Here is a 16020-nt window from a genome sequence, read left to right on the forward strand (position 1 = left end):
TGAAGGGGGCTTCTTATAGTTATATCCAGAGAATCCGTACAATAAGGAATGGAGGTAATATAAAATGATGTATGCGATCCAGCTTGACATGTACCAGGCTGCTGCTGTGGCGGCCCTTGTGCTGCTTTTGGGCCGTTTTCTTGTGAGAAATTTGGATCTGCTCAGACGCTACTGTATCCCGGAGCCTGTTGCCGGCGGCGTTGTTTTTGCCCTGGCCCACCTGGCCCTGCGCCAGGCCGGTATCCTGGAAATCTCCTTTGACTCCACGCTCCAGACCTTTTTTATGGTCGTATTTTTCTGCAGCGTGGGCTTTACGGCCTGCTTCCGCCTTCTGAAAAAGGGCGGGCTCCAGGTCCTGCTGTTCTTAGGGATCGCCGTTATGATGTGCGTGCTCCAGAACGGCCTGGGCGCCTTCATTGCCAGCGCCTTTGGTCTGGACCCCCGGCTGGGACTGGCCACCGGCTCCATCCCCATGGTGGGAGGCCACGGGACTGCGGCCTCCTTCGGCCCGCTCCTGGAAAAAGCCGGAGTCTCCGGAGCCAGCGCCGTTGCCATCGCTTCCGCCACCTTCGGGCTGGTGGCCGGCTGTGTGATCGGCGGCCCCACGGCTGTATCCCGGATCCGCCAGAAAAATCTGCACTCCTTTGAAACAGCCACCGGCTCCAACGAGGTGGTGGTGGATAAAAATGAGGTCACGGGAGCCATCGACTCCGGCCGGTTCTTAAACGCTGCCCTCTGCCTGGCACTGGCCATCGGCGCAGGCACTGTGGTCTCCGCCTGGCTGAATAAGGTCTTCACCTTCCCCATCTACATCGGAGCCATGCTGGTGGCTGCCTTTATCCGCAATACCACAGATATGGCCGGAAAGGAGATCCCCATGGAGGAGATCAGTACCATCGGAAGCTTCAGCCTTTCCCTGTTCCTGGGCCTGGCCATGATGGGATTGAAGCTCTGGGAGCTGGCCGACCTGGCCGTTCCCATGGTGGTGATGCTGGTGGCCCAAACAGTGCTGATGATGGTCTACGCCTACTTCGTGGTATTTAATCTGCTGGGAAAGAATTACGATGCGGCCGTCATGACCTCCGGCTTCTGCGGCTTCGGCATGGGCGCCACTCCCAACGCCATGGCCAATATGCAGGCCATCACCCAGAAATACGGCCCAGCCCCCACCGCCTACTTCGTGGTTCCCCTGGTGGGAAGCCTGTTCATCGACTTCATGAACACGATCATCATCACCAGCTTCTTAAACCTCCTGTGATCCCATCCGCGGGCGCCTTCCCAATCATATAGCGGGACCTTTTTAAAAGGCCGCGTACAGACCTCCTGTATCCTGCCGGAGCCTGGCGCGGCCCTTTTTGTCTCTCCGTTTTATCCCCATGCAGCAGTTCTGTCCGGATCTCCATAAGGCAGATGCCCGGCGCCTCCTGCCCGCTGCGGGCAGACAGGAAGCGGCACGGCTGGACAGTTCCATTCTCATATGGATTCTCTGTATTTTCCCCTTGCATTTCCTCCATGACGATGCTATAATGTTCAATATCACAAATAATTTTATAAAATTGAACAGGAGGAACGCATATGAACAAACAGAATCCCCATACAGAATCCCTGAAGGGAAAGATCGACTGGTCCACCGCCGTCATTCCCTTCGTGCTGATCGCCTTTTTATGCATCAGCTTCATGGCCGCCCCGGACGGCTCCAGACAGATCCTGGACAAGATCCGGGTGCTTCTGGGAGACACCTTCGGCCTTTATTATCTTGTCATCGGCCTGGGCGTGTTCCTGCTCTCCATTTATCTGGCCTTTTCCCGGTACGGCTCCATCCGTCTGGGCGGCCCCAATGAAAAACCAAAATACTCAGATTTTGCCTGGAGCAGCATGATGTTCACCGCCGGGCTGGCCGCTGACATCCTGTTCTACTCCTTCTGCGAATGGATCCTTTACGCCAACGATCCCCATATCGCGGAAATGGGATCCATGCAGATCTGGTCCAGCACCTATCCCATCTTCCACTGGGGCCCCATCCCCTGGAGCTTTTATCTGGTGCTGGCCGTAGCCTTCGGCTTCATGCTCCATGTACGGGGCTGCCACAAGCAGAAATATTCTGAGGCCTGCCGTCCCATCCTGGGAAACCGGGTGGATAAGCTTCCTGGAAAATGCATTGACCTTCTGGCCCTGTTCGCTCTTCTGGCCGGGACCGCCACGACCTTTTCCCTGGCTACGCCGCTGATGGCCCAGGTGCTTTCCAGGCTCACAGGGCTCCCGTCCTCTAAATGGGTCACCATCGGGATCCTGGTGGTCACCTGCATCATTTACACCTACGCCCTGGTCCACGGCATGAAGGGGATCTCCCGGCTGTCTGCTGCCTGTATGTATCTGTTTTTTGCCCTTCTGGCCTATGTGCTCCTGGCCGGAGGCGAGACCCGCTACATCCTGGAGACCGGCTTCTCTGCCATCGGAAATCTGGCCCAGAACTTCTTTAGCCTGGCCACCTTCACCGATCCCCAGCGGACCACCTCCTTCCCCCAGACCTGGACCATCTTTTACTGGGCCTACTGGATGGTATGGTGCGTGGCCTCTCCCTTCTTCATCGGCTCCATCTCCCGTGGGCGCACCGTGAAGCAGACCATCCTGGGCGGCTATGTATACAGCCTGGGCGGCACCTTCTTAAGCTTCCTGATCCTGGGAAATTACAGCCTGGGCCTCCAGGTCAGCGGAAAGCTGGACGTTCTGGGGATCTATGGCGGTGCAGGAGATCTGTACTCCACCATCATCGCCATTGTGGATACCCTCCCCCTGGCTCCCATGGTGCTGGTGCTTCTGATCGCCGCCATGATCGCCTTTTACGCCACCAGCTTCGATTCCATCGCCCTGGTAGCCTCCTCCTACACCTATAAGCAGATGACCGGAGACGAGGAGCCCCACCGGGCTGTGAAATTCTTCTGGGCCGTAATGCTGATCCTCTTCCCCATTGCCCTGGTGTTTTCCGAAAGCTCCATGGCCAACCTCCAGACGGTTTCCATCATCGCCGCCTTCCCGGTGGCCCTGGTGATCCTTCTGATCATCGCCAGCTTCTTAAAGGATGCGGGCCGGTATCTGGACAGCAGTAAAAAATAGGATCTCAAAAGGCGCCGGAACTCAGCGTTCCGACGCCTTTTTCTTTACCTTCTTATAGATCTCCCTGGCCTCTCTCTTAAAAGCCTCCGTTTCCTCCTTTTCTCCATACCGGACCTTCCGATACAGATCCCGGAATGCGGTGATCTCCTCCTCCATTCCCCAGGAGCGGACCGCATCGCTGCACACGGTCTCGCTGCTGGCGGACCGTTCATCTGCTGGAAGCTGGAAGGCGACGCAGAGCTTTAAAAATTTACGGAAATAATACCGGACGCCCCGGTCTCCCATATACTCTCTGGCCCCGGCCCGTTTTCCCGTCTCCGGAGCCGCCTGGCTTCTTCTCACCGTTCCGGCCGGCCTCCGGTCCGTTTCCCGACCGCGGCCGGACAGCATCCGGTACAGAAACCAGAAAAACAAAACCAGGGCTGCGGCTGCCGCAAGAGTTCCCAAAAGCTTCAGAAACGCCGGCGTTTCAGAGGCCGCCGTCCCCTCAAAGCCCGGGAGCGCCTCCGGAGCCATCAGGCCGTCCAGGGCATTTTCGGGCATCTCGTAGGAAAAATCCTTAAAAAGCCTGGAAAAGATCCAGGAGATCCCCATAAGGGTACCTGCCAGGAGGCGGACCATAAGCTCCAGCACCGGCACCACCAGGGTCATGTACAGAAATTTCAGGCCGTACAGAAGCCCTCCGGTCACAGCCTGGCTGGAAAGGATGCCGGCCGCCGCCAGCACCGCCAGAAGCTCCCCGGCAGTCCTTCCCCAGAAGCCGCCTCTCCCCTGTCCCGTCCGGGCCAGGCGCAGGGCCCTTAAAAGGAAGATCCCGAGAACCAGGAAGGCTGTAAAAAACGGGACACACCGTCTTCCCCAGACCTCCGTTCCCAGGGAAAGCCACTGGATACAGCCCGCCGCAAGAAGAAGCCTGGCCTCCGTCATGAGGCTGTCATGGGCCCGCTCCTCCATGTTCCGCTTTTTCCAGCAGATCAGAAGCCAGACGCACCAGGATGCCAGCGCCAGAAAAAGCAGCACCCGCACCCAGAGGGGGCCGGAAAGGAACAGGGGCATGAACATGGCCATATAAAAACACACGTCCGTCAATATCTTAAAAACCAGTATGTCCATTTTCTACACATCCTCCCCATAAAGCGCCAGCAGCCTCCGGCCGGACCGCTCTTCCAGGGACGAAAGGTACGGCGCCGCGTCCTGGTTCCGGTCCGGAGCCACATAGATCAGGCTTTTTCCAGACCGGAGCCCCTTCCGGATGCCGGAAAGGAATTCCCCGCTCCCCATCCGGCAGTCGTAGGTCATCCTTCCCAGCCCCTCCAGCACAGTCTCCAGATGGCCCGGCCCCAGGCCCTCTCCGATCCGGTTCCAGTTTCCCATGGCCCCGGCGATCACGCCGTTGGTCTGGAAATCATAGGCGATCCTCCGCTTTTCCAGCTCCTCACAGATACTGCGGACCATGGAAAAGCACTGCTCCAGAAGCTCTGCTTCCCGTTCCTCGTCCCGGCACTCCACATCCAGGAGGATGGTACAGGAAAGATCCGTCATATTTTCCTGCTCCTTGACCAAAAACCGGCTCTGTCTGGCGCTCTGGACCCAGCTGATGGACCGCAGGGGCTCCCGGCCCGTGTATTCCCTGAACCCACGGATCAGCACAGGATCCTCAAAGAGGCTCCGTTTCACCACATATTCGCCTGCATATCCGCCCAGGAGCCTGGGAAGCTCCTCCCAGCCGCTGGGAGCCGGCTTTACCACGATCTCCTTTAATTCCGGATACGTCTCCAGCGCGGTCTGAAGCCCCAGGAAATCCCCGGCCTCTGCCGAAACGCCCCGGAAGAAATATCTTCCCCGCTTTTTTAAAAGGACCCTCCGCTCTAACTCCGTCTTCTGGCGTCCCTTAAGGTAAAGCACCGAAAGGTGATCTCCAGAGGACTTTGCCGCCACGTTCTCTCCGTTTTCAGAAAAGACAAGTCCTGTGGGGATCTGCTCCCTCATCTGGAGATAGGGGACCATAAGACGCTTCCGGTTGTTTATGGTCATGGTCCAGGAAAAATCCTCCCCCGGCTCCACCACGGTCTTATCCAGGGCCGTGGCAAAGTCCAGTCCATCCAGCACATGGTCCATGGAATATTTCTCCGCCAGCCATACCAGAAGTCCCAGGACTCCAAGAAATACGATCATCGCAGGTTCTCCATGGGAACCGGGATATCCTCCATGATCTGTCCCAGATATTTTCTCGCATCCTCAAAGCTTTCGCCTCCCCTGGAGATGATCCTGTGGCTGAGGACCCAGGGCGCTGCGGCCTTCACATCCTCTGGGATCACAAAATCCCGTCCCAGGGACGCGGCCATGGCCTGGGAGGCTTTATAGAGGGCGATGGCCCCCCTGGTGGATACTCCGGTGACAAACCGGCTCTCCGTCCGGGTCTTTTCCACAATGTCCATCATGTAGCCCAGGACATCCTTCTGGACCCGCACCTTCGTATATAGTTCCTTCATCTCGCGGATCACCTCCGGGCTCACCACCGGCTCCAGGGAGTTTAAAATATCTGCTGTGGACGGCCTGGACACCACCTCCATCTCCTGCTCCCTGGTCATGTAGCCCAGGCTCAGTCTCATGAAAAACCGGTCCAGCTGGGCTTCCGGCAGGGGAAACGTCCCATAGGATTCCACCGGATTCTGGGTGGCCATGACAAAGAACGGCTCTGCCATGGGATAGGTAACGCCGTCCACGGTGATCTGGCTTTCCTCCATGGCCTCCAGAAGGCTGGACTGGGTTCTGGGCGTGGCCCGGTTGATCTCGTCCGCCAGCACGATATTGGTAAACAGGGGGCCCTCGCGGAACTGGAACTCCCCTGTTTTCTGGTTATAAAAATTGATGCCCGTAAGATCCGACGGCAGAAGATCCGGCGTAAACTGGATCCGCTTAAACCCGCTGCCCACAGTCCTTGCAAATGCCTTTAAAAGCATGGTCTTTCCCGTTCCCGGCACGTCCTCTAAAAGCACGTGTCCGGAGCATAAAAAGCTGATAAAAATCAGCCGGACCGTTTCCTCCTTGCCGACGATCACCCGGGAACAGCTTTCCACCACCCGGTCTGTATGTTCCTTAAAATGGCTGTATTCCATTGCCTGTCTCCTCCGTTTTTGGAATATTTCTCTACTTATTATAGACCGCTCCGGCCACGGGCGCAAGAAGGTTTTCACCAGGATCCGGCTCCATAACGGCGGTTCTGGGAAAATGTTCTTAATTCTTAAACAATTCGTAATGCCATGCCACACTTTTACCCCAACTTAGTTCTGGACAGACCTTGCCACTTAGTGGTATGATAGTACATAACAGGAATAGAAAAAAACGCGCCCTTCAAATCATGCGCGATACAAGGAGGAGAGTACATCTATGAAAAAAGCAAATTTCTGCTACGCTGTTCTGACAGCTTCTGCAGTTCTCACCCTGGGAACTGTATTTTCCGCTTCTGCTGCCCAGTGGCAGGCTTTAGGAGACGAATGGGTATATGTACAGAACGACGGAGAATACTTTAAGGACGGCTGGAAACAGGACGGAAACCTGTATTATTATCTCGGAAGCGACGGCATCATGCTCCGCCGCACCCTGATCGAAGACGACGACAACTACTACTACTTAGGTTCCTCCGGAGCCATGGCCACCAACGTATGGAAATTCATCCAGAACCCGGAATGGCAGGGCGACGAGCTGGTAGGCGAGGGAAGCTGGTACTACTTCGGCTCCAACGGAAAAGCCATCAAGAGCGACGGCAGCAAGGCCAAGGTTTATGAGGTCGGCGATAAGAAATACGTGTTCGACCATTACGGACGTATGATGAGCGGATGGGTCACTGAGAGCGGCGAATATGTGGAATCTGAGGACGACTGGGCCAACGGCTTATACTATGCCGACGGCGAGGGCGACGGCAGTGTAGTGACCAACGCCTGGGTATACACCACAGTTCCCGACGACACCAACGAGGACGAGACCGAGCCCACCTACCACTTCTACTTCGGCTCCAACGGCAAGAAGACTGTGAGCACCAAGAAATCCATCGGCGGCAAGGAGTACTTCTTTGATGAGAGAGGTGTGGCGCAGTATGGATGGCACAAGGGCGACGACGGCGATTGGGATTGGTCCTACTACGGAGATTCTGAAGAGCCTTATCTGCGTACCGGATGGTTCCAGGCGGTTCCTGACTCTGAGATGCACTCCAGTGCCCACGACGACGGCAGCGTATACTGGTATTACTCCACCAGCGCAGGAAAGACCGCAGTCTCTGAGTTCCGGACCATTGATGGAAAAACATACGCGTTTAATGAATATGGCGAGTTAGTGACAGGTCTTAAAAAAGTTAAAGTTGACTCTTCTGATAAGAAGAAAATTGAAAGTATCAGTTCCATTGACTATATCAGCGATATCGAAAATGTAGAAGAAAATGTTTATGTATGCTACTTCGGCGGTGACGGAGCTGCCAAAACTGGTACCCAGACTCTCACCATTGACGGAAGTTCCTATACCTTCGATTTCAAATCCAGTGGTTCTCCTAAGGGAGCAGGTACCAACGGCATCAATGACAACTACATCTATGTCAACGGCAGACGTCTGGCAGCAGAGGAAGACAGCAAATACGGTATTGTTGAATACGACGGAAAACGCTACCTGGTAAATGAAAGCGGCGCAATCCAGAAGAACAAGAAAAACGTTAAAGATGCTGACGGATACTACTACTGTACCGGTAAACATGGAATTGTAGTCCACGAGCATCTGGAAGAAAAGTGTACTGAAAAAGAGCACAAAGAAGAATAACCCCCTTACCACAAAAGCGGCACCCCATAGACAGAAAATTGTCTATGGAGCGCCGCTCCTTTTTCTCTCAAATCACATCGCTCAGATCCCATAAGATCCGTTTCCGGCCGGCCTCTAGTCAGCCTGCAAACTCATCCTTCATAACCCGCTCTCCCAGATATCTGCTGAATCTCTCAAACGCTTCCCCGGACAGACGTTCCGGGCTGGTCATCAGCACCAGGCTGTGTCCCCGGCTTTCCTGATGATACGCTGGATGCGTATGCTCGTAGGGATTGTCTATAAACCCGCATCTCTCATAAAACCCTTTCCTGCGCCTGGAAATATCATCCACAGGGGGATCGATCTCAAGGATCCGCGGTTTCTCCCCTTTCCCCAAAAGCGCCAGCACCCGTTCCCCGTACCGCTTATTTCTCATTTCCGGGCAGATACAGAAATGCTCAATGTAAATAAATTCTTCATTCTCCCAATACAGGATCAGCCCCACGAACCTATCCTCATCATAGACCAGATCAAAGCAGTATTCACTGTCCCCTAAGATCCTTTTCTGGGACAGCTCCTCTCTCTGTTCATGATAAGGGAAACTTATCTGATACAGCCTTAAGGCCTCGTTATACATGGGATGTGACGAATCCGTGACCCGCTCCAGACGCATACGTATTTCCTCCTGTTCCACATTTTTCCGGCTGAGATCCGGCATTCCTTCCATCAATACCAAACAGACCGGTCCCAGGGCACAGGCCCAGGAACCGGTCCTCTCTTTTCTTTTTGTCCATCTTCCCGCAGACCGGGCTCTGCCAGGCCAGAAACCAGCGGGATCCTCCGCTTCCGCCCAGAATCTGCTTATTCGCTCTCTCCGCCCTTCACCTGCGGCCGTCCCAGGCTTTCCCACTTGAGGTATGCGCTGATGAATCCGTCGATGCTGCCATCCAGCACGCTGGTCACATTCCCGCTCTCAAAGCCGGTCCTGTGATCCTTAATGAGCGTATAGGGCTGGAGCACATAGGAGCGGATCTGGCTGCCCCAGGCGATCTCCTTGACATCGCCCCGGAGATCAGAGATCTTCTCCGCGTTCTCCTGCTGCTTCAGCATATAAAGCTTTGCCTTTAACATCTGCATGGCCCTGTCCTTGTTCTGGAACTGGGACCGTTCATTCTGGCACTGTACCACGATCCCTGTGGGGATATGGGTGATACGCACCGCAGAGGAGGTCTTATTGATGTGCTGCCCGCCGGCACCGCTGGACCGGTAGGTATCGATCCTTAGGTCGTCTGGATTGATCTCCACATCCAGATCCTCCTCAATATCCGGCATCACGTCACAGGATACAAAGGAGGTCTGCCGCTTTCCGTTGGCGTTGAACGGGGAGATCCGCACCAGGCGGTGGACGCCTCTCTCGGATTTCAGATAGCCAAAGGCGTTCTCCCCGTTGATCTGGAGAGTCACTGACTTGATCCCGGCCTCTTCACCGGCCAGATAGTCTAACATCTCCACGGAAAAGCCCTTGCTCTCCGCCCACCGGCAGTACATCCGGTAAAGGATGCTGCACCAGTCGCAGGATTCGGTCCCTCCGGCTCCTGCGTTGAGGCGCATGATGGCATTGTTGCCGTCGTATTCTCCCGTCAAAAGGGTACGGAGCCGCAAGGCCTCCAGCTCGTCGGAAAATTCATCCACCATCTTCTGGATCTCCGGAACGATGGCCGGGTCGTTCTCCTCGTACCCCATCTCGATCATCAGACCGATCTCCTCATACTGGTTCTGAAGCCTGTTAAACTCCGCGACCGTATCTTTTAAATGCTTCGCTTCCTTCACAAGCCTTGTGGATAATTCTGCATCTTCCCAGAAGCTGGGCTCCTCCATGGTCTTGTCAAGCTCGTCGATCCGCCTGATCTTCGCATCCAGGTTTAAGGATTCCCGAACTTCCTGAAGCGGTTTTTCATATGTGGATAACGTATATTTAAACTGATCTAACTCAACCATAGAATCTCGTCCTCTCTTACTGGGCTAACGGCTTTCTGCCGTGGCACTGTTTATATTTTTTACCGGATCCGCAGGGACAGGGATCGTTGGGGTAGATCTTCTGGGCTGCCCGTCTCTGGGGAGTTCTGGCTGCCGTGTTGTCCCTGTTGGTGCCTGTCACCCGGGCCGCAGCCTCTCTCTCGATCTTCTGCTCCACACGGATATGGCAGAGGATGCGGACCGTATCTTCACGGATGGCAGAGGACATATCCTCGAACATCTCATATCCGCTCATCTTATACTCTACCAGCGGATCCCTCTGGCCATAGGCCTGAAGGCCGATCCCCTGGCGGAGCTGGTCCATATCGTCGATATGGGACATCCACTTATTGTCGATCACCTTTAAGAGCACCACCCGCTCGATCTCACGGATCTGCTCTGCATCCGGGAATTCCGTTTCCTTGGCCTCATAGAACTTGGTGGCCTTCTCCTTTAAGGCGTGCTTCAGTTCATCCTTCTTCATATGACGGATCTCGTCATTGAGCTCCAGGGGCTTTAAGGGAATGATCGGAAGGATCAGCTCGTTCAGCTCCTTAAAGTTCCACTTATCCGCAGACTGCTCGTCTCCAATGGACATATCCACAGCGCCTTCCACGATGTCGTTGAGCATCTTCATGATCACGTCGCGCATGTTCTCTCCGTTTAATACCTGGAGACGCTCTGCGTAGATCACCTCACGCTGCTCGTTCATGACTTCATCGTATTTTAACAGGTTCTCACGGATCCCGTAGTTATTTGTCTCGATCTTCTTCTGGGCCTTTTCGATGGCTGTGGACAGCATCTTATGCTCGATCTGCTCGTTCTCCGGAACTCCCAGGGCATTAAACATGCTCATAAGCTTATCTGAACCGAAGAGACGCATCAGGTCGTCCTCCAGGGACAGGTAGAAACGGGATTCACCCGGATCGCCCTGACGGCCGGAACGGCCGCGCAGCTGGTTGTCGATACGTCTGGACTCATGGCGCTCCGTACCAATGATCTTTAAGCCGCCCAGGGCCTTGGATTCGTCATCCAGCTTGATATCCGTACCACGGCCGGCCATGTTGGTGGCAATGGTCACAGCGCCGTGTACGCCGGCCTCTGCAACGATCTCCGCCTCCAGCTCATGGAACTTGGCGTTTAATACCTTATGGGGAACTCCGCGCTTTTTCAGCATGTGGCTTAACATTTCGGAGGTCTCGATGGTGATGGTGCCCACCAGCACCGGCTGTCCCTTTTCATGGGCCTTTACGATTTCCTCCACCACAGCGTGGAATTTTTCCTTCTTCGTCTTATAAACGGCATCCTCCAGATCCTTACGGATCACCGGGCGGTTGGTGGGGATCACGATAACGTCCATTCCATAGATATTCCGGAACTCCCGCTCCTCTGTCTGGGCCGTACCGGTCATACCGGCCTTCTTGCGGAACTTATTAAAGAAGTTCTGGAAGGTGATGGTGGCCAGGGTCCTGGACTCTCTTCTTACGTTTACGTGCTCCTTCGCCTCGATGGCCTGGTGGAGACCGTCGGAATACCGGCGGCCCGGCATGATACGGCCGGTGAACTCGTCAACGATCAGCACCTCGTCGTCCTTTACTACATAATCCTTATCCCGGAACATCATGTAATTGGCGCGGAGGGCCAGGATGATGTTGTGCTGGATCTCCAGGTTCTCCGGATCAGCCAGGTTTTCAATATGGAAGAACTGCTCTACCTTCTTAACGCCCTCGGCCGTTAAGTTTACCACCTTATCCTTTTCGTTTACGATAAAGTCTCCGGTCTCTTCGATCTCCTCGCCCATGATGGCGTTGAACTTATTGAACTCTCCGGACTCCTCGCCCCGGGTCAGCTGCCTTGCCAGCACGTCGCAGACCTCGTAGAGCTTTGTGGACTTTCCGCTCTGGCCGGAAATGATCAGAGGCGTCCTGGCTTCATCGATGAGGACAGAGTCCACCTCGTCGATGATACAGTAATCCAGGTCTCTCAGCACCATCTGCTCTTTGTAGATGGCCATATTATCGCGGAGATAGTCAAAGCCCAGCTCGTTGTTGGTCACATAGGTGATATCGCAGTTATAGGCGGCCTTTCTCTCTTCGGAGGTCATGGAGTTTAATACCACGCCCACCTTAAGGCCTAAGAACTCATGGACCTGTCCCATCCACTCGGCGTCACGCTTTGCCAGATAGTCGTTGACCGTTACGATCTGGACGCCCTTTCCGGACAGCGCGTTTAAGTAGGCCGGACATGTGGACACAAGGGTCTTGCCTTCACCGGTCTTCATCTCTGCGATACGGCCCTGGTGCAGGACGATACCGCCGATGAGCTGGACCGGATAATGCTCCATTTTTAAGGTTCTTTTTGCTGCTTCCCGGACGGTGGCAAAGGCCTCCGGAAGAAGATCATCCAGAGTCTCTCCGGCTGCCAGGCGCTCTTTAAACTTCCTGGTCTGGTCCTTTAACTCCTCGTCGCTCATTTTCTGCATTTCCGGACGCAGCTTTTCAATTTTATCAATAATCGGGTAGATCAGCTTCAGCTCCCGCTCACTGTGCGTTCCAAATACTTTTTCAACAAGATTCATTCTGCACGCTCCTAAATCTAAAACTTTCTTTTCCCCGGCTTTCTGTGGCCGGAGGACAATTCTGCTATCATACAATCCTTTATATTCTATCACCTTCATACGGTTTATTCAATGCTTTCCTTTTTTTTTAACAATTTAGACATATTTCTGTCCATGGCTCCGGCCGCCGGATGGGACCATTCCGCCGCTTTCACCCGCCTGGAATGTAAAATTATTGTAAACTGGCAGATTGCACAAACCATACATTCGATTTTCCGGTTATCCACTTTATCCACCGTCGTCCACAAAACTTTTGTTGAAAGTTGTCCCCCCTGTTTTTCCTTTATTTTACTGAAAAACGCACTTATACACCAAGTTATCCACATTATCCACAATTTATCCCATGGTTGATTCCTATTTTTCGGTGGACGCGTAATTTTTCATATTTTTGTACACATCTCATAAAATTCACTTTTTCGACCAGTTTTTCCAGCAAAACCATTGACAAATGGCGAAGGCTGTCGATAGTACCCCTATCGTTTTACAGATCTGTACACCCCTTCAAGTTGTCGCACCTTTTATAATTTTAGTTGTTTTTTACAGAATTATGTGCTATAATAAGGCCATCCCAAAAGAAGGAGTTGATTCTATGCGTTATATCATCAGCGGAAAGAACATCGACATTACACCAGGTTTAAAAGAAGCAGCAGAAAATAAGATCGGAAAGCTGGAACGCTATTTTTCTCCTGATACGGAAGTACAGGTAACCATGAGCGTAGAGAAAGGACGCCAGAAAATTGAGGTAACGATCCCTGTCAAAGGCAGCATCATCCGTGCCGAACAGGATTCCAATGATATGTATGTTTCCATTGACCTTGTGGAAGAGATCATCGAACGTCAGATCAAAAAATATAAAACAAAACTCATTGATAAGAAACAGAGTGCGCTTTCCTTCAGCGAAGCCTTCCTTCAGGAGGAGCCGGAGCATGAGGAGACCATAAAGATCGTAAAGACCAAACGCTTCGCAATGAAGCCGATGGATCCGGAGGAGGCCTGCATCCAGATGGAGCTTCTGGGCCACAACTTCTTTATGTTCCTGAACGCAGATACCAACGAGGTCAATGTTGTTTATAAGAGAAAATCAAATTCCTATGGTCTGATCGAACCGGAATTCTAACGACCCCCATGGACAAGCTTTTTAAAGGCCGGTGCGCGGAATCTCCCGCACCGGTCTTTTTATGAAAGAGAGGAACCGCAATGAAAATATCCATCGTTTACCATTCATCCACAGGCCGCACAGAGGCAGCCGCAAAAGAGATTGTCAAAGGCATTGAGGCCGTAGAGGGCATGGAGGCCGTTCTGATCCCCGTTTCATCCTTCAGTGAAAAAAAGGACGAGTATGTAAAGGAGCTCCAGGAATCCGCCGGCGTATTATTCGGAACGCCGGATTATTATGCCGCTGAATCCTGGCAGCTAAAGCAGTGGCTGGATACCTGCCCCGTAAGCCTGGGCGGAAAGCTGGGCGGTGCCTTCGCCACCTCCAATGTTCCCCAGGGCGGCCCGGTCATGGCCATCGAAAGCATCCTGACCCAGCTCCTGGTAAAGGGAATGCTGGTCTACTCCGGCGGGACCAGCCTTGGAAAACCCAATATCCATCTGGGGCCTGTATGTACCGGACCGGAAATGACTGGAATGGATCTCTTCCCCGTATTTGGACAGCGCTTCGCTTCCAAAGCAGCCGAGCTCTTCAAGTAAGCTCCGTAAGGAAGAAGCCCGCCTGCGGGGTTCTCCGCCTATGACGGGCCGCTTCTGCGGCGAAATTCCCTTCCGCTCCCATGGCGGTCCCCGTACAGCGTTTTTTCACAGGACGTACATTCCTAAGACAAAAACATCCCCTGGCTATCCATAACTGGTGGCCAGGGGACATTTTTGTTTTAATCCTATTTTTTCATTTTATTCCGTTTATTCGCACATGCCATACAATTCTCGCAGGCGCTCTTGGCAACAGCCATACCGCCCAGAGAGGTCTCCCTGAGCTCCGATGGGATGGAACGTCCCACGGCGTACATGACCCCAATGGTCTCGTCGATGGGCGTAATGCTCTTTACGCCCGCCAGGGAAAGCTCCGCAGAGATCAGCGCATTGGAAGCGCCCATGGCGTTCCGGTTCTGGCAGGGATTCTCCACCAGGCCGCCGATGGGGTCACAGACCAGACCCAGGATATTGACCATGGCAAAGGAGGCCGCGTCCATGCACTGCCTCGGAGTACCTCCAAAAAGCTCCACAGCCGCCGATGCAGCCATGGCGCTGGCAGACCCCACCTCCGCCTGGCAGCCGCCCTCTGCTCCCGCTGTGGTGGCGTTTCTGGTGATCAGATAGCCGATGGCAGCCGCGTTGAACAGTGCCTGGCAGATCTCGTCATCGGTAAAGCCGTACTGCTCCTGGAGAGCGCAGAGGGTTCCCGGGATCACGCCGGAGGAACCGGCTGTGGGAGCCGCCACGATAAGTCCCATGGAAGCGTTGACCTCCAGGACGCCCACCGCATAAGCAATGGCCTTGGAGACCACGTCGCCGCAGATATTTTTTCCCTGCTCCCGTAAGGCGTGGAGCTTCTTGCTCTCTCCGCCGATCATGCCTCCCATGCTGACAATGTCCTCTTTTAACGGCTTCTTCACTGCCGCCTGCATGATGGAAAAGGCCTTTTTCATTCTGGCTCTTGTCTTTTCCCCGTCCTGCTCCAGGAACGTGGTCTCCCGCTCGAACATGGCCTCGGAGATCTTTTTATTTTCTTTTTCACAGTATTCTAAAAGCTGCGCACCGTTGATAAAATTCATATCCCTTTCCCTCCGTTAATCCAGCTGGATGGCCGGCACTACCAGCACATTTGTCACTGATTCCACGCCCTTTAAGGCGCTGACTACCTGGTTTGACACATTGGTATCCACTTCGATGATGGCGTAAGCCCGTTTTCCCTTGCTCTCCCGGTAAAGGCGCAGGGAACCGATGTTCAGATCGTAGGCGCTTAAAACCGTGGTCACAAAGGCCAGGGTCCCCTTCTTGTCCACATGCTCCACCACTAATGTGCAGTAATTGCCCGTCAGCTCCACATCCACGCCGTTGAGCCTTGTGATCACCGCATTTCCACCGCCGATGGATTTTCCCCGCAGGGACACGACGCTCCCGTCCTTATCCGTCACGTAGATATCCACGGTATTGGGATAGATCTCCTTGTCTGTAAAGTTCTCTTCAAAGGAGAACGCCAGGCCGGCCTCCTTTGCGTGTTCAAAAGAATCCCGGATCCGCTCGTCGTCGGGATGGTAGCCCAGGATACCGCCCACCAGAGCCCGGTCCGTACCATGGCCATGGTACGTTCTTGCAAAAGAGCCGTAAAGCACAAATTTCACAGACACAGCCCTTTCTACCATACGGCCCGCAACAAAGGCGATCCGCAGCGCTCCTGCTGTGTGAGAGCTGGAGGGACCGATCATATTTGGTCCCAGAATATCAAACGTTCCAATCTCGTTCATACTCTTTGATTCCTCCTGAAT

General features: G+C 53.9%; 13 protein-coding genes. 5 read left to right on the plus strand and 8 right to left on the minus strand.

Annotation, left to right across the window (positions count from 1 at the left end):
- Positions 1 to 67: 67 nt before the first annotated feature.
- Together gltS and ACI6NM_RS06445 are read left to right on the plus strand one after the other, a co-directional pair.
- Positions 68 to 1258 (plus strand): sodium/glutamate symporter, encoded by a 1191-nt coding sequence (gene gltS, locus ACI6NM_RS06440; protein WP_215653339.1) that lies wholly within the window; start codon positions 68 to 70, stop codon positions 1256 to 1258.
- Positions 1259 to 1575: 317 nt separating this feature from the next.
- Entirely contained in the window at positions 1576 to 3114 is a 1539-nt protein-coding gene (locus ACI6NM_RS06445; protein WP_262427459.1) for a BCCT family transporter, read from the plus strand.
- 21 nt (positions 3115 to 3135) lie between these two features.
- On the opposite strand, the gene ACI6NM_RS06450 is transcribed toward ACI6NM_RS06445, so the two are convergent.
- The 3 genes from ACI6NM_RS06450 to ACI6NM_RS06460 are packed head-to-tail and all read right to left on the minus strand — an operon-like array spanning position 3136 to position 6233.
- Positions 3136 to 4227, minus strand: coding sequence for a hypothetical protein (locus ACI6NM_RS06450; protein ID WP_262427458.1), 1092 nt, complete (start codon positions 4225 to 4227; stop codon positions 3136 to 3138).
- A 3-nt stretch (positions 4228 to 4230) separates the two neighbouring features.
- A complete protein-coding gene (locus tag ACI6NM_RS06455; RefSeq protein WP_262427457.1) occupies positions 4231 to 5289 on the minus strand; it encodes a DUF58 domain-containing protein in 1059 nt (352 codons plus the stop codon).
- A complete protein-coding gene (locus ACI6NM_RS06460; RefSeq protein WP_262427456.1) occupies positions 5286 to 6233 on the minus strand; it encodes an AAA family ATPase in 948 nt (315 codons plus the stop codon). Before ACI6NM_RS06460 ends, ACI6NM_RS06455 begins: the two co-directional genes overlap by 4 nt.
- A gap of 271 nt (positions 6234 to 6504) precedes the next feature.
- Here ACI6NM_RS06460 and ACI6NM_RS06465 point away from each other — a divergent pair, with 271 nt between their 5' ends.
- Positions 6505 to 7920, plus strand: a complete 1416-nt coding sequence (locus ACI6NM_RS06465) for a PspC-like choline-binding domain-containing protein (RefSeq protein ID WP_215653312.1) — start codon at positions 6505 to 6507, stop codon at positions 7918 to 7920.
- 118 nt (positions 7921 to 8038) lie between these two features.
- Here ACI6NM_RS06465 and ACI6NM_RS06470 read toward each other — a convergent pair whose 3' ends face one another.
- The 3 genes from ACI6NM_RS06470 to secA form a co-directional block, all read right to left on the minus strand.
- Positions 8039 to 8572, minus strand: a complete 534-nt coding sequence (locus tag ACI6NM_RS06470) for a GNAT family N-acetyltransferase (protein ID WP_262427455.1) — start codon at positions 8570 to 8572, stop codon at positions 8039 to 8041.
- Positions 8573 to 8760: 188 nt separating this feature from the next.
- Positions 8761 to 9897, minus strand: coding sequence for a peptide chain release factor 2 (gene prfB, locus ACI6NM_RS06475; protein WP_022274171.1), 1137 nt, complete (start codon positions 9895 to 9897; stop codon positions 8761 to 8763).
- A 16-nt stretch (positions 9898 to 9913) separates the two neighbouring features.
- Positions 9914 to 12493, minus strand: a complete 2580-nt coding sequence (gene secA / locus ACI6NM_RS06480) for a preprotein translocase subunit SecA (RefSeq protein ID WP_262427454.1) — start codon at positions 12491 to 12493, stop codon at positions 9914 to 9916.
- Between the two features lie 628 nt (positions 12494 to 13121).
- On the opposite strand from secA, the gene hpf reads away from it, so the two are divergent.
- Complete coding sequence (hpf, locus tag ACI6NM_RS06485; RefSeq protein ID WP_022274169.1) at positions 13122 to 13649, plus strand: ribosome hibernation-promoting factor, HPF/YfiA family; 528 nt, start codon at positions 13122 to 13124, stop codon at positions 13647 to 13649.
- An 80-nt stretch (positions 13650 to 13729) separates the two neighbouring features.
- On the plus strand, positions 13730 to 14227 hold the full coding sequence (locus ACI6NM_RS06490; RefSeq protein WP_022274168.1) for a flavodoxin family protein: 498 nt from the start codon (positions 13730 to 13732) through the stop codon (positions 14225 to 14227).
- A 185-nt stretch (positions 14228 to 14412) separates the two neighbouring features.
- Here the strand turns inward: ACI6NM_RS06490 and sdaAA are convergent, their stop codons facing one another.
- On the minus strand, positions 14413 to 15306 hold the full coding sequence (gene sdaAA, locus ACI6NM_RS06495) for an L-serine ammonia-lyase, iron-sulfur-dependent, subunit alpha (protein WP_022274167.1): 894 nt from the start codon (positions 15304 to 15306) through the stop codon (positions 14413 to 14415).
- Between the two features lie 15 nt (positions 15307 to 15321).
- Positions 15322 to 15999 (minus strand): L-serine ammonia-lyase, iron-sulfur-dependent subunit beta, encoded by a 678-nt coding sequence (gene sdaAB / locus ACI6NM_RS06500; protein WP_158358398.1) that lies wholly within the window; start codon positions 15997 to 15999, stop codon positions 15322 to 15324.
- Positions 16000 to 16020 lie beyond the last annotated feature (21 nt).

Origin of the sequence: Pilosibacter sp. YYHA0881 (genome assembly GCF_051602715.1) — a bacterium.
Taxonomy (GTDB): domain Bacteria; phylum Bacillota; class Clostridia; order Lachnospirales; family Lachnospiraceae; genus Alitiscatomonas; species Alitiscatomonas aceti.

What these genes read in the sequence shown, in the direction of transcription:
- gltS (WP_215653339.1), top strand. Translation starts at nt 68, where the DNA reads ATGTATGCGATCCAGCTTGACATGTACCAGGCTGCTGCTGTGGCGGCC.
- ACI6NM_RS06445 (WP_262427459.1), top strand. Translation starts at nt 1,576, where the DNA reads ATGAACAAACAGAATCCCCATACAGAATCCCTGAAGGGAAAGATCGAC.
- ACI6NM_RS06450 (WP_262427458.1), bottom strand. Translation starts at nt 4,227, where the DNA reads ATGGACATACTGGTTTTTAAGATATTGACGGACGTGTGTTTTTATATG.
- ACI6NM_RS06455 (WP_262427457.1), bottom strand. Translation starts at nt 5,289, where the DNA reads ATGATCGTATTTCTTGGAGTCCTGGGACTTCTGGTATGGCTGGCGGAG.
- ACI6NM_RS06460 (WP_262427456.1), bottom strand. Translation starts at nt 6,233, where the DNA reads ATGGAATACAGCCATTTTAAGGAACATACAGACCGGGTGGTGGAAAGC.
- ACI6NM_RS06465 (WP_215653312.1), top strand. Translation starts at nt 6,505, where the DNA reads ATGAAAAAAGCAAATTTCTGCTACGCTGTTCTGACAGCTTCTGCAGTT.
- ACI6NM_RS06470 (WP_262427455.1), bottom strand. Translation starts at nt 8,572, where the DNA reads ATGCGTCTGGAGCGGGTCACGGATTCGTCACATCCCATGTATAACGAG.
- prfB (WP_022274171.1), bottom strand. Translation starts at nt 9,897, where the DNA reads ATGGTTGAGTTAGATCAGTTTAAATATACGTTATCCACATATGAAAAA.
- secA (WP_262427454.1), bottom strand. Translation starts at nt 12,493, where the DNA reads ATGAATCTTGTTGAAAAAGTATTTGGAACGCACAGTGAGCGGGAGCTG.
- hpf (WP_022274169.1), top strand. Translation starts at nt 13,122, where the DNA reads ATGCGTTATATCATCAGCGGAAAGAACATCGACATTACACCAGGTTTA.
- ACI6NM_RS06490 (WP_022274168.1), top strand. Translation starts at nt 13,730, where the DNA reads ATGAAAATATCCATCGTTTACCATTCATCCACAGGCCGCACAGAGGCA.
- sdaAA (WP_022274167.1), bottom strand. Translation starts at nt 15,306, where the DNA reads ATGAATTTTATCAACGGTGCGCAGCTTTTAGAATACTGTGAAAAAGAA.
- sdaAB (WP_158358398.1), bottom strand. Translation starts at nt 15,999, where the DNA reads ATGAACGAGATTGGAACGTTTGATATTCTGGGACCAAATATGATCGGT.